Source organism: Kitasatospora sp. NPDC002551 (assembly GCF_040296005.1).
Taxonomy (GTDB): Bacteria; Actinomycetota; Actinomycetes; order Streptomycetales; family Streptomycetaceae; genus Kitasatospora.
The window spans coordinates 72,375-88,042 of record NZ_JBEOWI010000030.1; the positions used below are offsets into that span (position 1 = coordinate 72,375).

The 15,668-nt window shown below is 73.5% G+C and carries 21 protein-coding genes; 16 read left to right on the top strand and 5 right to left on the bottom strand.

All coding sequences use genetic code 11. The features are described 5' to 3' along the window. Positions 1-10: 10 nt before the first annotated feature. Complete coding sequence (locus tag ABT093_RS24240) at positions 11-244, bottom strand: hypothetical protein (protein WP_350567834.1); 234 nt, start codon at positions 242-244, stop codon at positions 11-13. 54 nt (positions 245-298) lie between these two features. Between ABT093_RS24240 and ABT093_RS24245 the strand changes: the two genes are divergently transcribed. From ABT093_RS24245 to ABT093_RS24320, 16 genes are all read left to right on the top strand, one after another. Continuing rightward, positions 299-493, top strand: a complete 195-nt coding sequence (locus ABT093_RS24245; protein ID WP_350567837.1) for a hypothetical protein — start codon at positions 299-301, stop codon at positions 491-493. A gap of 45 nt (positions 494-538) precedes the next feature. Next, the gene (locus ABT093_RS24250) at positions 539-898 is read left to right on the top strand and encodes a hypothetical protein (RefSeq protein ID WP_350567839.1); all 360 of its coding nucleotides are present in this window, start codon (positions 539-541) and stop codon (positions 896-898) included. A gap of 80 nt (positions 899-978) precedes the next feature. Then, positions 979-1,713: a hypothetical protein gene (locus ABT093_RS24255; RefSeq protein WP_350567842.1), complete on the top strand. Its 735-nt coding sequence runs from the start codon at positions 979-981 to the stop codon at positions 1,711-1,713. A gap of 133 nt (positions 1,714-1,846) precedes the next feature. Continuing rightward, complete coding sequence (locus ABT093_RS24260) at positions 1,847-2,488, top strand: hypothetical protein (RefSeq protein ID WP_350567844.1); 642 nt, start codon at positions 1,847-1,849, stop codon at positions 2,486-2,488. Between the two features lie 126 nt (positions 2,489-2,614). After that, positions 2,615-3,232 (top strand): hypothetical protein, encoded by a 618-nt coding sequence (locus tag ABT093_RS24265; protein WP_350567846.1) that lies wholly within the window; start codon positions 2,615-2,617, stop codon positions 3,230-3,232. Positions 3,233-3,278: 46 nt separating this feature from the next. Further along, entirely contained in the window at positions 3,279-4,487 is a 1,209-nt protein-coding gene (dnaN, locus tag ABT093_RS24270; protein WP_350567848.1) for a DNA polymerase III subunit beta, read from the top strand. Between the two features lie 87 nt (positions 4,488-4,574). After that, positions 4,575-5,312 (top strand): hypothetical protein, encoded by a 738-nt coding sequence (locus ABT093_RS24275; RefSeq protein ID WP_350567851.1) that lies wholly within the window; start codon positions 4,575-4,577, stop codon positions 5,310-5,312. 81 nt (positions 5,313-5,393) lie between these two features. Beyond that, positions 5,394-5,633, top strand: coding sequence for a hypothetical protein (locus ABT093_RS24280; RefSeq protein ID WP_350567853.1), 240 nt, complete (start codon positions 5,394-5,396; stop codon positions 5,631-5,633). 129 nt (positions 5,634-5,762) lie between these two features. Then, complete coding sequence (locus tag ABT093_RS24285; RefSeq protein WP_350567856.1) at positions 5,763-6,233, top strand: NUDIX domain-containing protein; 471 nt, start codon at positions 5,763-5,765, stop codon at positions 6,231-6,233. A 117-nt stretch (positions 6,234-6,350) separates the two neighbouring features. Beyond that, on the top strand, positions 6,351-6,527 hold the full coding sequence (locus ABT093_RS24290; protein WP_350567859.1) for a hypothetical protein: 177 nt from the start codon (positions 6,351-6,353) through the stop codon (positions 6,525-6,527). Positions 6,528-6,674: 147 nt separating this feature from the next. Continuing rightward, positions 6,675-7,181, top strand: a complete 507-nt coding sequence (locus tag ABT093_RS24295) for a hypothetical protein (protein ID WP_350567862.1) — start codon at positions 6,675-6,677, stop codon at positions 7,179-7,181. A 33-nt stretch (positions 7,182-7,214) separates the two neighbouring features. Then, positions 7,215-7,715, top strand: coding sequence for an AAA family ATPase (locus tag ABT093_RS24300; RefSeq protein WP_350567864.1), 501 nt, complete (start codon positions 7,215-7,217; stop codon positions 7,713-7,715). A gap of 305 nt (positions 7,716-8,020) precedes the next feature. Further along, positions 8,021-8,677 (top strand): hypothetical protein, encoded by a 657-nt coding sequence (locus ABT093_RS24305; RefSeq protein ID WP_350567867.1) that lies wholly within the window; start codon positions 8,021-8,023, stop codon positions 8,675-8,677. 156 nt (positions 8,678-8,833) lie between these two features. Then, a complete protein-coding gene (locus ABT093_RS24310) occupies positions 8,834-9,301 on the top strand; it encodes a transcriptional regulator (RefSeq protein WP_350567870.1) in 468 nt (155 codons plus the stop codon). A gap of 126 nt (positions 9,302-9,427) precedes the next feature. Further along, positions 9,428-10,174, top strand: a complete 747-nt coding sequence (locus ABT093_RS24315) for a hypothetical protein (RefSeq protein WP_350567872.1) — start codon at positions 9,428-9,430, stop codon at positions 10,172-10,174. A 774-nt stretch (positions 10,175-10,948) separates the two neighbouring features. Further along, positions 10,949-11,296 (top strand): hypothetical protein, encoded by a 348-nt coding sequence (locus ABT093_RS24320; RefSeq protein WP_350567875.1) that lies wholly within the window; start codon positions 10,949-10,951, stop codon positions 11,294-11,296. Positions 11,297-11,376: 80 nt separating this feature from the next. Here ABT093_RS24320 and ABT093_RS24325 read toward each other — a convergent pair whose 3' ends face one another. The 4 genes from ABT093_RS24325 to ku form a co-directional block, all read right to left on the bottom strand. Continuing rightward, complete coding sequence (locus ABT093_RS24325; protein WP_350567878.1) at positions 11,377-12,342, bottom strand: hypothetical protein; 966 nt, start codon at positions 12,340-12,342, stop codon at positions 11,377-11,379. Continuing rightward, positions 12,342-13,142 carry a ParA family protein gene (locus tag ABT093_RS24330; protein WP_350567881.1) on the bottom strand — a complete coding sequence of 267 codons (801 nt, stop codon included), beginning with the start codon at positions 13,140-13,142 and terminating at the stop codon, positions 12,342-12,344. The genes ABT093_RS24325 and ABT093_RS24330 overlap by 1 nt, the downstream gene beginning before the upstream one ends. A 103-nt stretch (positions 13,143-13,245) precedes the next feature. After that, positions 13,246-13,938 (bottom strand): hypothetical protein, encoded by a 693-nt coding sequence (locus ABT093_RS24335; protein ID WP_350567884.1) that lies wholly within the window; start codon positions 13,936-13,938, stop codon positions 13,246-13,248. Between the two features lie 612 nt (positions 13,939-14,550). Then, complete coding sequence (gene ku, locus ABT093_RS24340; RefSeq protein WP_350567887.1) at positions 14,551-15,636, bottom strand: non-homologous end joining protein Ku; 1,086 nt, start codon at positions 15,634-15,636, stop codon at positions 14,551-14,553. Positions 15,637-15,668 lie beyond the last annotated feature (32 nt).

Consider the following 15,668-nt stretch of genomic DNA (forward strand, 5'->3'; position numbering starts at 1 on the left):
GCGGCGGCGGTCAGTCGTCGTCGCAGAAGTTCTCCGCGTCGCAGTCCCAGCACACCCACGACTCGGGGACCTCCACGACGTCGCAGCAGTCACAGCCCTCGCCGTACACGCGGTTATCCGCACCGCAGTTCCAACAGCTGTAGTGCACGTGCGCCATCGCCACCACCTCGTCTCCAAGCCCCGCACCACTCGGCGCGGGGCGCAGCCCGAACCTGACGTACCACCAGGCCAGGACAGCAAACACCAGGTCCGTCCTGCCCGTCCGCCCAATCCGCCAACGAGCCGCCAGGAGCCCATTGTGGCCGTCACCGTCTCCCTCGCCGTCCTGCTCGGCATCCTCACCGTCGTCCTCCACCGCGTCGGCTACCTGCGCCTGTGGCCCAGCCTGACCGTCGCCGCGTTCGGCTTCACCCTCGCCTCCACCGGCGCCGGCCCCGCCATCAACCAGCTGCTCACCAACCTGGTCACCGCGCTCAGCAACGCCGCCTCCTGACCCACCAACCCACCCAGCCCGCGAAGCTCCCGGAAGGACCCGCCCGTGAACACCCGCCCCGCCACCACCCCGCTCATCACCGGCCAGGTCAGCACCGTCGACCGGTTCCTCGCCGAGGCCTCCCTCGACCCGCGCGTACGGCTGCGCCCGGCCGACACCCTCGAGGACGCCACCACCACGCTCGCCGCCCACCGGGCACTGGTGGAGCTGCGGCTTCTCAGTGCCCTGCCCGCCGCGCCCCGGCGCCCCGAGCTGCAGCCCGGCCCGCCCCGCCAGATCGTCTTCGTCGCCGACGAGGCCGCGTACCTGATCGGCCAGCCGCGCAGCGGCAAGCAGTCCCCCGAGGCGGCCCGCCGGCTCCGCAAGATCCTCGCGCTCGGCCGCACCACCCGCCTCCCCAACTGACCATCCTCGCCACCCCGACCGTGCCCGCCGCCCGCCACAGGGCGGCGGGCACGACCCGTCTACCGAAGGGACACCACACCATGACCTCCGCCGCCGCTCTCGCCCGCTACGCCGACCTGACCCGCGACCACCAGGAGCGCGCCCTGCTCGCCGACCCGGCGCCCCGCCCGCCGGCCGACCAGCTCCTCGACCCCGACGCCGGCACCATCGCCATCGGCCGCTACGCCGACGGCACCCCGGCCCGCGTGCGGCTGTGGACCACCGACGGCGCCGCGCACTGCCAGATCGCCGCCGAGACCAGCGCCGGCTCCAGCACGCTGATCGACCACCTCCTGGCCGCCGAGCACGCCAGCGACCTCACCCGGTCCTGGGCCGCCCGCAGCTACGGCATCCGCGACGGCCTGGCCGAGCGCACCGCCACCACCCGCGGCGAGACCCTCGACCTGCTGCGCGACGCGGCCGCCCTGATGCACGAGCGCCTCGCCGCCGACGCCGCCGACGCCGCCGGCCCGTACGTGCCGACCCCCGAGCGCCCGCTGATCTCCATCACCCTCGGCCACGGCTCCTACTCGGCCGTGCCGCAGGCCGCGCGCCTCGTGACCGAGATCGCCACGACCGGCCGCCCGGCGGGGATCGCCCTGCGCGTCGAGGGCAAGGGCTCGCTGCCGTGCTCGATCCCCCTGCCGCAGACCGTCGACCGCGCCCAGGTGATCGTCCTCGGCTCCCGGTCCATGCCGGGACGGGGCCTGACCGTCGAGAACCTCGTCGTCTCCGGGGGCCCGACCTTCCGCACCTGGGCCCCCACCGGGCAGTAGCCCGCCCGCTCCCGGCCTCTCCGAGGGCCGCCGGGCCCGCCCGCCACCCGGCGGCGCGGGCCCGGCGGCCCCAGAAGGCGCCGCGGCGCCCCCGACCCGAGCAAGCCCTGCCCCCAACTCCTTGGAGCACCCCGTGGACAGCATCTACACCGGCCCCGCCACCGCCGCCGACACGGCGGTCGACCTCAACGCCTACCTCCTCCAGGACGGCTTCGTCCCGGCCTCCCTCGACGGCCAGGTCGTCGCCGTCCCGCTCCAGCCCTCCCCCGCCACCCCGGCCCTGATCCCGGCCCTGGTCGACGGCAAGGTGATCGCCGTCCCCGTGCACAACCCGCTCGCCGCCGCCGCGGCCGCCGCGCACGCGCAGCCCGACCCGGCCCCGGCCGCCCCGGCGCAGCCGCCCGCAGACCCGGGCCTGCCGCTCGCCCTGCGCCAGGGCCTCCGGTACGGGGCGGGCGGCCTGCTCGCCGCCGGCGCCGTCACGTGGATGGTCGGCGCCGGGATCGGCGAGGTCGCCCCGCACGCCGACCAGATCGGAAAGATCCTCATGTGGGCGACGGTCACCATCGCCGCCGTGGCGATCGGCGTCGCCGCCCTCCTCGGCAAGCTCCGCGCCGTCACCTCCGGCTCGGCGTCCGGGACGTCGACGACCGCCGGCGGCGACGGCTCCACCGCGACCGGCACCGTCCTCGCGATGTTCCACCGGCACACCGAGGTCACCATCGGCAAGCAGTCCGCCGGCTGGAAGGGCACGGTCAACAACGACGTGCGCTGACCGGCCGCCCGGTCTCGCCCCCGGCCCGCACACCGCCCGCCCCGCCGCACCCCGGCCGGGCGGGCGCGGCGCGTCCGGGGACGGGGCCGGCCGACCGGCCGACACCGCGACCCCGTGGAGGACGTCGTGAACACCACCATCACCGTCACCGCCGACCCGGCCAGCCCCGAGGAGATGGGCGCCGCCGCGGTCACCGCCATCACCGAGACCCTCAAGACCGCCGCCGTGAAGCGCCCCCCGGTCGACCGCCAGGCCCCTTGGCGGATCGAGGGCACCCCCTACAGCGCCGCCCGCTTCACCGTCGGCGACCTCGCCGCCGTGCTGGCCGGCCTGCCCGACCACCTGCCCGTCATGGCCGGCACGCCCGCCTGGAACGCGCGCGACATCGCGCCGGTGCGCTCCACCGTCTGGAACGGAGCGCTCACCGTGAAGACCACCCCGGCCGCGCCCGACCCCCACACCCGGCCTCTGGACCTCGGCATGCCCACCCCCTCCCCCGCCGACGACGACACGGCGATGCCTGCGGCGGCCAGCCGCCGCGGCCTGCTCGGCGTCCTGACCATCGGCGACCTCGCCGCCGTCCTGGATGGCCTGCCCGACCACGCCCCCGTGATGGTCCTCGTGCCGGGCTGGTGCGGCGACGCCGAACTGGTCCTGGACTACGTCACTGACGACGGCGACTGGCTGGTGCTCGACGCCGACTACCCCACCTGCGACCCCTTCGGCCTGACCGACCGGCCCTGACCCTGCACCACCCCGACCGGCACCGCCACAACCCGAGAGGCACCCGATGAAGCTTCGCCTGTTCGCCGCCCCGTTCGCCGACGCCGTCGCCCACGCCGCCCGCGCCCTGCCCGCACGCCCCCCGGTGCCCGTCCTCGCCGGCATCCTGCTGCGCACCGGCGAGGACGGGCTGCACCTGGGCGCGTTCGACTACGAGGTGTGCGCGACCACCCGGGCCGACGCCGAGATCGCCGACGACGGCACCGCGCTGGTCCCCGGCCGGCTCCTCACCGACATCGCCAAGACCCTGCCCAAGGGCGCCGAAGTCGACATCGAGCTGTCCAGGGACCGGCTGCTCATCACCTGCCGGTCGGCGCGCTTCACCCTGCCGACCCTGCCCGTCGACGAGTACCCGGCCCTGCCCGCGCCGCCGGACACCGTGTTCACGGTGGACGGCGACGCGCTCGCCGACGCCGTCGCCCAGGCCGTCGTCGCCGCCGGCACCGACCACACGCTGCCCGCCCTCACCGGCGTGCAGATGATCCTGGAGGACACCCGCCTCACCCTGGCCGCCACCGACCGCTACCGCTTCGCGGTCCGCGAGCTCACCGTGAAGCCCACCGGCACCCTCCCGGCGGCAACCACCCGGACCGGCAGGAAGAAGGGCGAGGACGGCGCGGACCCGGCCGAGGAGGCCGGCCGCGCCGCCCGCACCGTCCTGGTCCCCGCCAAGGTCCTCTCCGACGCCGCCCGGACGCTGGCCGGGGAGCACCCGGTCGCCATCGGCTGGTCGGACGGCCAGGTCACCCTCTCCGTCCCGGGCCGGAGCGTCGGCACCCGCCTGCTGGAGGCCGAGTTCCCGAAGTTCCGCAACCTGCTCCCCGAACCGGACGACGCCGAGCTGACCATTACCGTCCCCGTCGACGAGGCGCTGACCGCGATCAAGCGCGTCGCCCTGGTCGCCTCCGACAGGCGCCCCGTCCGTCTCGCCGTCGACGGCGACCAGCTGCTCATCGACGCGGGGGACGGCGACGACGCCCACGCCGCCGACCGCATCCCCTGCACCGCCGCCGGCGCGATCGGCGACCGGGTCCGCGGCTGCGACGCCGCCTTCAACCCCGGCTACCTCACCGACTGCCTCAAGGCCCTGACCACCCCCGAGGCCCGCTTCCACCTCACCTCCTCCACCAAGCCGGTCCTGGTCCTCGGCCACAGCGGCGAGGACACCGCGGGCGACTACCGGCACCTGCTGATGCCCATCCGCCTCCAGGGCTGACCCCCGCGCACCACCCGGCCCGCCCCGGCACCAACCCGGGGCGGGCCGGCCCCCGCACATCCCCTCGACCACTCAGGAGCAGCACCCGTGAACCAGCACACCGAGCCCACCGCCCCCCAGGAGCAGCCGGAGCAGCCGGGCGTCAGCGTCCGCGAGTCGGCCCGGCGACGTGTCCTCGCGCTGACCGCCCCCGGCGGCTGGCTCGACCGGCGCCGCCTCGAGCTGGCGGCCGCCCTGGACGACTTCACCGGCGCCGAGCCGTGGGTGCGCGCCGGCGCCTACCTCGTCGTGACCGTCCTCGCGGTCCTGGTGCTGGGCACCGCCGGCGGCATCCTGCTCAACGCGGCCGGCGCCGTGATCGGCGCCGTGCACCTGCCGCAGGACCTGCCCGCCGGCGGCGACGGCCTGCGCGCCGCCATCACCGCCCCCGTCCACACCTACCTCGGCGCCCACACCGCCGACCCGCTCACCCCGGACACCGCCTACGGCGCGTGGAAGACGGTCGGCCTGGTGGCCGCGCTGCTCGCCTTCCTCACCCAGGGCGCCGTTGCCCGGCTCGGCTGGACGGCCTGGTCGGGCGCCACGCTCGCCATGGTCTGGTCCGCCGCCCCGCCGAGCGGGCGCCCGGTCGCCGTCGGCCTGACCGCCACCGCCATCACGGCGGTGTCGCTGTTCGCGCTGCGCGGCCTGTCGTTCAGCCTGCGCCCGGTGGTGGTCAACCGCACCGACGTGCAGCCGCAGATCACCATCCAGACTCCCGAACCCAAGACCGCCCGGCCCCGGGCGGCCGTTCCGGCGCCGGGCTCGCCCTTCGACCAGCGCTGACCCACCCGGGAGGGCCGGTGCACCGGCGCACCGGCCCGCCCCCAATTCCTGTTCCGCACCGCCGACCGAGAGGCACCCACCGTGGCCCTGGCCATCTCCCGCGACGCACAGATCGCGGCCCTGTACGAGAAGCTCCAGCACCGCTCGGCGATCCTGGCCGGCCTCACCCCCGGCACCCCCTCCCACACCGGAATCCAGGCCGAGTGCGACGCCATCCACGCCGAGATACGGCGCCTGCAGACCACCACCAGCGTCTCCCCGAAGGCCGTCCTCATCGGGATCGCCGTGATCCTGCTGCTCATCTGGAGCGCCTTCCACTGACGCCCGGGCACTGACGCTGCCCACCACCGCGCCCACCCTCCCCGTGCCGGCCAGGCCGGGGCGGTGGACGCGGTGGTGCGCGGCGCGGCCGCCCGGCCGACACCCGCCCACCCCTTGGAGAGCGAGTCCATGACCGACACCACCAGCACCGACGGGGCCACCGAGTCCGGACACGAGAGGGCCGAGACGATCCGCTACACCGCGGACGTCGTCGCGGTTCGCCCCGACGGCCGCGTCCTGCTGATCAAGCGCGGCTGGCCGCCGCACCAGGGCCTGCTCGCCCTGCCGGGCGGCCACATCGACATCGGCGAAACCTCCCGGACGGCCGCCGTCCGCGAACTCCACGAGGAGACCGGCGTCCTGGTCAACACCACCGACCTGACGCTCATCGGCGTGTACGACGAGCCCGACCGCGACCCGCGCGGCCGGTACGTCAGCGTCGCCTACCTCGTCAGCGTGCCCGCCGAAACCGAGGCACGCGCCGGGGACGACGCCGCATCCGTCCAGTGGATCCGGCTCGACTGCCTGCCCAGTGCGCAGCATCTCGCCTTCGACCACGACCGGATCCTGGCCGCCGTCCGTACCGCCACCGGGCACTGACGCTGCCCACCACCGCGCCCGCCACCCCGGCCACCCAGGCCCGGGCGGCGCGCGCCGTGGTGCGCGGCGCGGCCACCCGGCCGACACCGAACCGACTCACCAGAAAAGGAACACCTGATGACCGACCAGGACACCACCACCAACAACACCATCGGAGACCAGGCCACGGTCAACGGCGACGTCCACCAGACCGGACACATCCACGGCACCAACGTGAACGTCGGGGGGACGATCCACGGCGGCCAGACCGTGATCAACACCTGCGGCGGCACCCCCACCGACCGCAGGAGCTGACCACCCGCATCAGCCAGGACCGCTGAGGACCCGGGCAGTGACGCTGCCCACCACCGCGCCCGCCGCCCCGAGCCAGCCAGGCCGGAGCGGCGGGCGCCGTGGTGCGCGGCGCCGGCCGCCCGGCCGCACCGAACACCGGAGGACACCGTGACCACCGACACCACCATCGAGTCCGCCCTGACCGCTCCCGTGCACGAGCGGTTCGCCCGTCCCGAGCGCACCTTCCGCAAGGACAGCGTCTTCCCCGACGCTACCGACTGGGAGCTGGCCCGCATCGCGCTCGACCGGCGCGGCTCCGCCGCCTACGCCACCGACCCGCACGCCGACGAGGCCCGGCGGATCGGCGAGGAGTTCACCGCCGGGGAAGCCGCGCGGGTCGACGCCTTCCTCGCCGATGGCCTCCAGGACACCGGCCGCCTGGACGCCATCGCCGCCGACGACCAGGCGCTCACCGGCGAGGACCGGGACTGGCTCATCGGCCAGCTGCGGCTGGCCTGGGACCGCCTGGACCGCCTGCACGATTGCCTCGACGACTCCGGCAGCCTCCTGAGCAACACCTACGCGGCGAGCAGCGTCGACTACGTCCGCTGGTCCCGTAGGCCGCAGGCCCTCTCGCCCCTGAACCGGCCCGGCCGCCCGACCACCGCCGGCTGACCATCCACCACCCCACCCCCGGAGCTGACCACCGTGACCACCATCCCCACCGCCCTCACCCTCGCCCCCGTCGAACCCGGTGACGTCGTCGTCATGATCGGCGCCAGCGGCTCGGGCAAGTCCACGCTGCTGTTCACCGTGCCGCCGCACCAGATCGTCAGCCTTGACCAGCTGCGCGCCGTCGCCTCCGAACCCGGCGACCAGAGCGCGACGGCCGACGCCCTCCTCCTCCAGCACCAGATCCTGAGCATGCGACTGCGCCGCGGGCTGACGACTTTCGTGGACAACGTCAGCTGTGAGAGCCACCACCGCCTCCAGTTGGTCGACCTCGCCCACGCCCACGGCCGCCGCGCAATCGCGGTCCTCACCGACGCCCCGCTCGACCTCTGCCTTGCACGGAACTCGAGCAGGCCCGGCCACCAGCGCGTGCCGGAGGACGTCCTGCGCTACCAGCACCGCATGGCCCGCTCCGCCCGCGAACTCCTCCCCCGTGAGGGCTTCGACGAGATCCACCACCACCGCACCGGACGCTGACGCTGCCCACCACCACGCCCCGCTTCCCCAGCCGGCCAGGCCGCGGGGGGCGGGACGTGCTGGCGGGCGCTGCCCCCGAGCAGGCCGCGCTCGACAAGGCCCGCACCACCGCCACCGCGGCCTCACTCTGGTCACCGCCGCCCGGTACCCGGCGTGGGCTCCGCCCGTTCCCCTTCGCCCGGGTATGCCGCTCACAGCCCCAAGCCCCCCTGGCGCCCGACAAGCCGACGGGCCGGGGGCAGGCGGCGCACGAGCTGCCGCCCGCCGACCTCCGCACCGACCACTCCACCGGAAAGGCCCCACCGATGCCCTACTCCCCCGAGCCCGGCGACATCCTGCCGCCGACCGTCACCATCTGCGGCAGCACCCGTTTCTGGCCGCACATGGCCGAGGCCGCGCTCCAGGAGACCGCCGCCGGCCGCATGGTCCTCGCCCCCGCCATCGACATGCGCCAGCAGCACCCCCTGTGGGCCGCCCCCGCAGACGCCGAGAAGCTGAAGGCCCGGCTCGACGCCCTGCACCTGGCGAAGATCTCCACCGCCGACGAGGTCCTGGTCGTCACCGACGACCAGCTCTACCTCGGCGAGTCGACCCGCCGCGAAATCCTCTTCGCCGAAGCCCTCGAGATCCCCGTCTGCTACTGGCTGGCCGGGCACGGCCGGATCAGCGAGAGCCACCTACAGCCCACCCCCGTACGCGAGCGAGCGGACAGGCAGTGGACGGCCGCGTTCGACCGGCTCACCAATGCGGCCCCGACCGGCCCGACGCGCGAGGACCTGCTCGCCCTCGCCGCCGCCGACCTGGCCGTCGCGGAGCACGGCTTCAGCGCCTCGCTGGTCGACCTCCGCCGCGCCGCCCACACGGCATTCGGCATCGACGTCCCGTACGACCGCGCACATGCCGCGCTCACCACCCGGACCGAGGGCACCTCGACCATCACCTTCCTCCTCGGCCAGGCGTAGCCCGCACCGCAAACCGCGATCCGCCGCAGCAGCGGCGGGCGTCGCACTAGCCGGGGCTCAGCCGGCGGCGAAGCTCTTCGCCGGGCGAGTCGGGCCGCCGGGAGCCCGACCAGCCGCCCCGACTCCCGTCCCGCGCACGAGAAGGAGACCGCCAGTATGCCCTCGGCCACGTTCGCCGCCGTCTTCGTCGCCCTGTTCGTCGGCCACCAGGTCGGCGATCACTGGATCCAGAGTTCGTGTCAGAACGCCCGCAAGGGGATGCCCGGCCGCGCTGGTCGCTGGGCCTGCACCAAACACGTGGTCGCGCTCACCCTGACCAAAGCCCTGCTGCTACTCCCGGCCGCCCTGGTCCTCGACCTCCACCTCACCGCGGCGGGCCTGCTGCTCGGCCTGGCCGTCGATGCCGGAACCCACTGGTGGGCCGACAGGCGGACCACCCTGGCCTGGCTGGCGAAGGTGACGGGGAAGAGCGAGTTCTACGACCTCGGCGCGGACGTCATCGACACCTCCACCGCCGAGGACGGCATCACCGGCCGGCACCTGGGCCGAGGCAGCTATGCGCTGGACCAGAGTTTCCACGTCCTGTGGCTCTTCGTCGCGGCCCTCATCATCGCGGCCCTCTGACCGGGCACTGACGCCGCCCACCACCACGCCCCGCCCCCGCGCCAGCCAGGCCCGGGAGGCGGGGCGCCGTGGTGCGCGGCGCGGCCGCCCGGCCGGCACCCACCCCACTCCCCTGCGGAGAAACCCGTGACCGACACCCTGCGCACCCGCCTGGCCCGCACCGCCCTCGACACCGCCGACAGCATCGCCACCGTCACCGCCGGCGCCGCCACCGGCCTCACCACCTACCGCACCCTCACCACCCGCCCGACCGAGATCCGCATCACCCTCGCCCTCGCCACCGGCACCCTCGCCGCCATCCTCACCGACCACCACGCCCACAAGGCCCTCACCCCCCTGCGCCGCCGCCTCGGCGCCGAGCACCACACCCCGGCCCGTCAGGCGGCCCCGGCGCCGACCCGGGAGCAGCTGGCCGCCGACGCCTGCGCCGACGCCGCGCACCGAGCCGCCTCCGGCGCCAGCCGGCTCGACTACAGCCACGGCGCCCTCACCAAGACCGAGAACTGGACCGGCCTGGAGGACGGCAGCGCGACGTGCGAGATCACGCCCACCGCGCGCCTGCTGGCCGTCCCCCGCCCGACCGACCGCGACGGCTACAACAGCCGCACCTACCTGCTCGCCCAGGACGACCAGCGGCCGGTCCCGGTGCACACCCTCGGCGAACTGACCGCCCTCCTGGACGCCCCCGCCGCGCACACGGCGCAGCCCGCCGACAACGAGGAGGAGGACGGCGACCCGTGGCAGGCCATCGGCCGGGACCTCGCCATCGCCGAACTCCGCGGCCCGGCCACCGCCGACGACCAGGCCGACGAGGACAACGAGGACGAGGACATCGACCAGGAGGCCGAGGCCCACGCCGCCGGCCTGCTGTAGCCGACCGCAGCCCGCCGCCACCCGCCCCACCCGACCACTCGCCACCACCCCGGCCCCGGCCCGCACCCCAGCGAGCCGGGGCCGACCCGTCGAAGGAGACACCCCGACATGACCACCACCCCCGCCCTCACCCCGGCCGCCCGCCGAGGCCTCTTCACCACCGACCCCGCCGACAGGCTGCGCCCCGGCTCCCCGGAGCAGGCCTGGGAGCTCTGGCTCACCGGCCCCGACACCCTGCTGCCGATGCCCGACCTCGTCACCGCGCTGATGGCCGCCACCAAGCACAACGCGGTCTCCGCCGACCTCGACGACGGCTCCCCCTCCAGCCCGCCACCCACGCCCTGGTCCTCCACCACGGCTACGCCTGGCGCCGCGAGGGTGCGGCTCGCTCAGGTGCCGGCATCGCGGTCCCGTCGCTGTGCTGGACCGCCAAATGCAGCGTCTGCGGCGACGTCGTCGAGGACGAGTTCATCCCCCACCACGACTCCCCCGAGGCCGCCGCCGATGACGCCGTCGGCCGAGGCTGGGACGAGCTTCCCGACGGCCGGCTGGTGTGCGACCGCGCCGACGAAGCCCACGGCGAAGCGCGCGCCCAGGCCCGCACCGAGGACACCCCCGAGCCGGACGAGAGCCAGCTCACCTTCCTCTAGCCCGCTGACCTGACGGAGGACCACATGCACCGGCCCGTCATCGCACCCACCCCCGACAGCCCCGCCAGTCAGGCCCGTCGGCGTAGACCTGGACGGCACGCTCGCCGACGCCTCGGCCGGCTGGATGGGCGGTCGCATCGGCCTGCCCCTGCCGGGCGCGATCGAAGCGCTGCGGCTGCTCGCCCGGCACCGCGCGGTCTTTGTCTACACGGCAAGGCCGCGATGCTTTTTGCCGGACGTCGCCGACTGGATCACCTGGTACAGCGGGATCCACGCCTTCGTCGACCCCAACCCCGAGCGGGCGTACTACACGGCAGTCGGCGGCCCGGTCCTGGTCACCAGCACCAAGCTCGGCGCGGCCTGCTACATCGACGACCGCGCCGTCCACCACGCGGGCGACTGGGGGGCGACCTTCGCCGCCGTCGCTCGCGCGATCGGCCTCGACCGCGCGGGGATTCTCGTTCAGGTTTGACCGGACCAAATCGAAGGGCCCGCCTCCCCCGACACTGTCGGGGGAGGCGGGCCCTTCGTGCTTCTAGACGCCGCTGACGGTCAGCTCACGATCTCCGCGTCCACCGGAGCCGCCGCGACTGCCGCTGCCGCCGCTTTCTTGGCGGCCGTCAGGCGCTTGGCGAGGCGCTGCAGCTCAGTTTCGAGATCCTCCAGGTGCCGGTGAGTCGCGACCGGGTCGGCCTCCACTGCGGGCTTCAGTGCGCGAGGAGCGATGAGTGAAGCCACCCGCTCCCGCAGCACAGCCGCGGAGCGACTCAAGTCGCGAAGCTGTGCCGCGCCCGGCTGCTCCTCGGATCGGGGGTCAGAAATTTCTGACCTCTGCTCACTGGGGGCGGGGTCAGAAATTTCTGACCCCGTGTGCTGGCCGGGGATGGACGCCGCTGTCAACTCCTCGGCGAGCTCGACCAGCCGGGCCGCAGTGGGGCGCTTCTTGCCCTGCTCGACCGCTTCAGCGACACCCAGCTCGACCACCGTGCGGGCCGTCTTCAGGTCGTGCGAGGTGATGACCGAAGCCACCGCCTTACGAGCCGAGGCCCGGCTCAGATGCTGGGCGAGGTCCGGTCCCAGTTCCGCTACGGCCCGCGTCCGGGCGGCGTCCTGCATCAGCTCGAAGACGTATTTCTCGTCGACGTCCAGAACGCCGGAAGCCCACACTGCGAAGTTCGTGTGGCCGGCGACCACGTGCAGCTCCCGCTGCTGGGCGACCTCCAGCAAGACGCCCTTGTTGAGCATCACGAAGTCCTCGGCCCGCCGCCCGAGACCGTCGATCTCGACCAGCCGCTCGGTGACGTAGGCGAGCTGCTCCTCCGGAGTGCCAGTGATGTCCTCCGCGGTGAGCACCCGGCCGCCGGCGAACACGCTCGGCGCGCCCTGGGTGTCCACGATCGCTGGGAGCGCGGAGGGCGCGGCCTGCTGCTGCAGTTCGGCCGGCACTGCGGGATCCACGGTGGAGTCCGGTGCCTTCTTCAGTCGGCTTGTGCCGGCGGCGATCAGTTTGTTGGCCATCAGAGGGTCACTCCCGATGCGGTGAGGATTCGGTCATAGGCATCCGCCAGGGCCTGGGCCTCCTTGCCGGAGGTCGCGGTGATCGGCACACAGGCGAACCGCGTCTGCTGGCGCACCGCATGCCGGGGAATCGCGAGATCGTCGCGGTACAGCTCCCCGTACGTCTCCGCCAGATACTCCCCTATGGCGTCCTTCAGAGTGCTCCGCCCGCCGGGGACGATGGAGGGGACGATGCCCACCACCCGAAGGTCCGGGTTCATGCCGAGATCCTTGACCAGCTTGATGGTCGCGAGGGCCTCCTTGGCGCCGATCCGGCCGTCCTCGTCGAGGGTCGCCGGGATGACGACGTCCGTCGCCGCGACGAGAGCCGAGGTGACGAGCTTGCCGCCGGCGCGCGGCGGCAGGTCCAGAATGCCGACCGACCCAGGCTTTATGGCGCCCTTCAGGGCGAGCCGCAGCCGGAACTCGAGCCCCACGGCGACGTTATCCGTCTCGCGGTTCGCCAGAGCGCGCTCCGCCGCGATCACCTGAACCCCCGGCCACGCGTCGGACGCCGGCGCGAACGCCTCGGCCGCCAGCCCGGTCTCACCCTTCGGGTCGAGCGCGAGCAGGTCGTTCATCGTGAAGGCCGGCGCCTCCTCCTCGGAGATGCCCAGCTCGGAGGTAAACGTGGCCCGGGGATCGAGGTCCCCGGCGACCACATCCAACGCCCGCTTGCGGGCCGCGGCTGTCAGCCCGGCCGCCAGGGCGCTCTTGCCGACGCCGCCCTTCTCGCTGTAGACCGCGATCACTCTGCTCATGCCCGGCCCTTCTGACCGTCAAAAATCCGATACACGGAAGGCAGGCTATCCGGAGCGGCGGGCCGGACCGGAACCCGCGGTGCCCAGGCGCGCTCGGAGGTCTTCACTGGTCGGGCTGAGCCTGGCCGAGGTCTTCTTCCAGGCCGAGGCCGTCGCCCGCGGTGCCGGGCAGCTGCTGGCGCCAGGTGTGGGCGGGTATCTCGTACGGAACGGTCCACGGGTCGCGGCCCTCGCGCTGGCACTCGAAGCGGAGTCGGATCGGCTTGTCCTCGTACTGCGACTCCCACAGCTGCGGTGAGTTGTAGTGGCGTGGCGGCGGGGGAACTTCGACGGCGAGAGGCCTCCACTCGCCACGTCGGAGAGGAAATGGCGCCGGGGAACGTCCGTGTTCGTCGGTTCCGTCGGTATGGGGCCGAAACCGGAACGGACTCCACACGACCGCCTGCAGCTCTTCCAACGGGACAGAGCCACCAAGAAGAGCGTGCCCGGTTCGGTCAACGCCCGTCTCGTCCTCCATGACGACTGTGATGCTGTCCAGGCGGTCCAGCCCCGTCGGCCCGTCCAGACCGACGTGAAGCGCGTACTGCCCATGACGGCCCAGCAACGTGACGCTGAGACGGGGGGTCAGCTCGCTGTGCCAGCGCTGCACCTCGATGGCGGCCACAGTCTGGGCGGTCCGGTGCGCGGACTTCGCGGTCTGGTTCGCCCTGCGTGCTGTCAGCAGCGCGAATCCGGCGGCACAAGCGCTGGCGACCGTGCCGGTGGTTGAGAGGACGTCGTTCCAAGGAATGGGCATGGCGGAGGCTACCAGTCCTGCCCCGGGAACAGCCCGCGGCCGCCGCCGCAGAACGACGTCCCGGCTCCGGTGCTGGAACCGGAGCCGCTCGAAGGTCAGTGCCGGTTGCGATGCTGGCGGGCAGGGACGAGGAGGCGTTGGTGCCGGGGCGGACCACGACGACCCGGCCCGGCCGGGCCACGTCTACCCCTTGGGTACGGCCCCGCCTCGGGCTGTTGACGGCGTCCGAGGAGATCGGAACCGGCGAGCCGCCGGCACAAGACGACAGGCGGACCCGCCCGGATCCGCGATCACCGTCGATGCCCGGCCTGGCTCCTGGTGTCCTGCTGATCATCGGTGGGCGCTTCGGCGCGCTTGTCGGCGTTCCGCCGCTTTCGAGGAGTCGTGTCCGTACCGGCTGCCTCCGTGGCGGCGTCGTAGGTCTCGCGCACCACGACGTCCTGGTCGTCCGCTGTGCCGGGTCCGTGCTTGCGGGGTGCCCCGGCGGCGCGATCCCCGAACGAGCGATCGCCCGATTCCTGGCGCTGGACACCCCCGGCGGCCTCGGCCGGGACGTCTCGCCTCTTCCGAGATTCCCTGCTGCTCACCCTGGTCTCCATTCCCCGCCTCGGTTCAGGAGGCGGCGCGGTGGCGGTGGCTGGTCTGTTCGAGGGCGTGCTGGAGTTGGTCGCGGGTCATGGTGGAGCGGCCCTGGATGTCGAGGTCGGTGGCGCGCTGGTAGAGCTCGGTCTTGGTGAGCTGGGACAGCTGGCGCTTGCCCGTGGCGCTGGTGCGCTTTGAGGTGCTCTTGCCGGTGGAGGCCCTGGTGGAGGTGCTCTTCTTGCCGCCGGCCGCCTTAGGGGAGTGGCCGGTGCGGGCGGTCCTGGTCCGGCCGGCGGTCTTCTTCGGCTGCCCGGCTGGCCCTTCGGCGGCGGGTTTGCGGGCGCCTTCGAGGCTGCGGCGCAGAACGTCCATGAGGTCGATGACGTTGGTGGCCTCTGGGGCGGGGCCAGCGGAGACGGCGATCTCGCGGCCGGCGAGCTTGTCCTCCACCAGCTTCTTCACCTGCTCCTCGTAGGTGTCGTGCCACTCCTCCGGCTTCCAGTCGATCGCGAGCATGCCGATCAGCTGCTCGGCCGTCTTGATCTCCTGGGCGGAGAGCTTGGTCTTCTCCGGCAGGTCGCCGACCTCGGTGCGGGCGTCGCGGACCTCGTCGGCGAAGTGCATGGTGTGCAGCTCCAGCAGGCCGTTCTCAGAGCGCACGGCGGTCAGGTACTCCTTGCCGCGCATCGCGAACATCGCCAGCCCGACCTTCCCCGCGTGGTCGAGCGCTTCGACGAGAAGGGCGTACACCTTCTGGTATTCCTTTCCGCGGGGGCCGAGGTAGTACGTCTTGTCGAAGAAGATCGGGTCGACGTCGGCGAGGTCGACGAAGCCGGCGATGTCGATGGTGCGCGAGCGCCCGGGGGAGATCTGCTCCAGCTCCTCCGGCTCGACGATCACGTACTCGCCCTCGGCGACCTCGTAGCCCTTCACGATGTCCGAGAACTCGACCTCCTTGCCGGTGCGCTCGTTGACCCGCTTGTTGCGGACCCGGTCGGAGGTCCCGCGCTGCAGCTGGTGGAAGCGCACGTCGTGCGAGGACGTCGCGGTGTACAGGGCGACCGGGACGGTCACCAGCCCGAAGCTCAGCACTCCGGTCCACACGGGTCGGGCCATCACGGCCTCCTTCCTCGCACCGCACCGCGCGC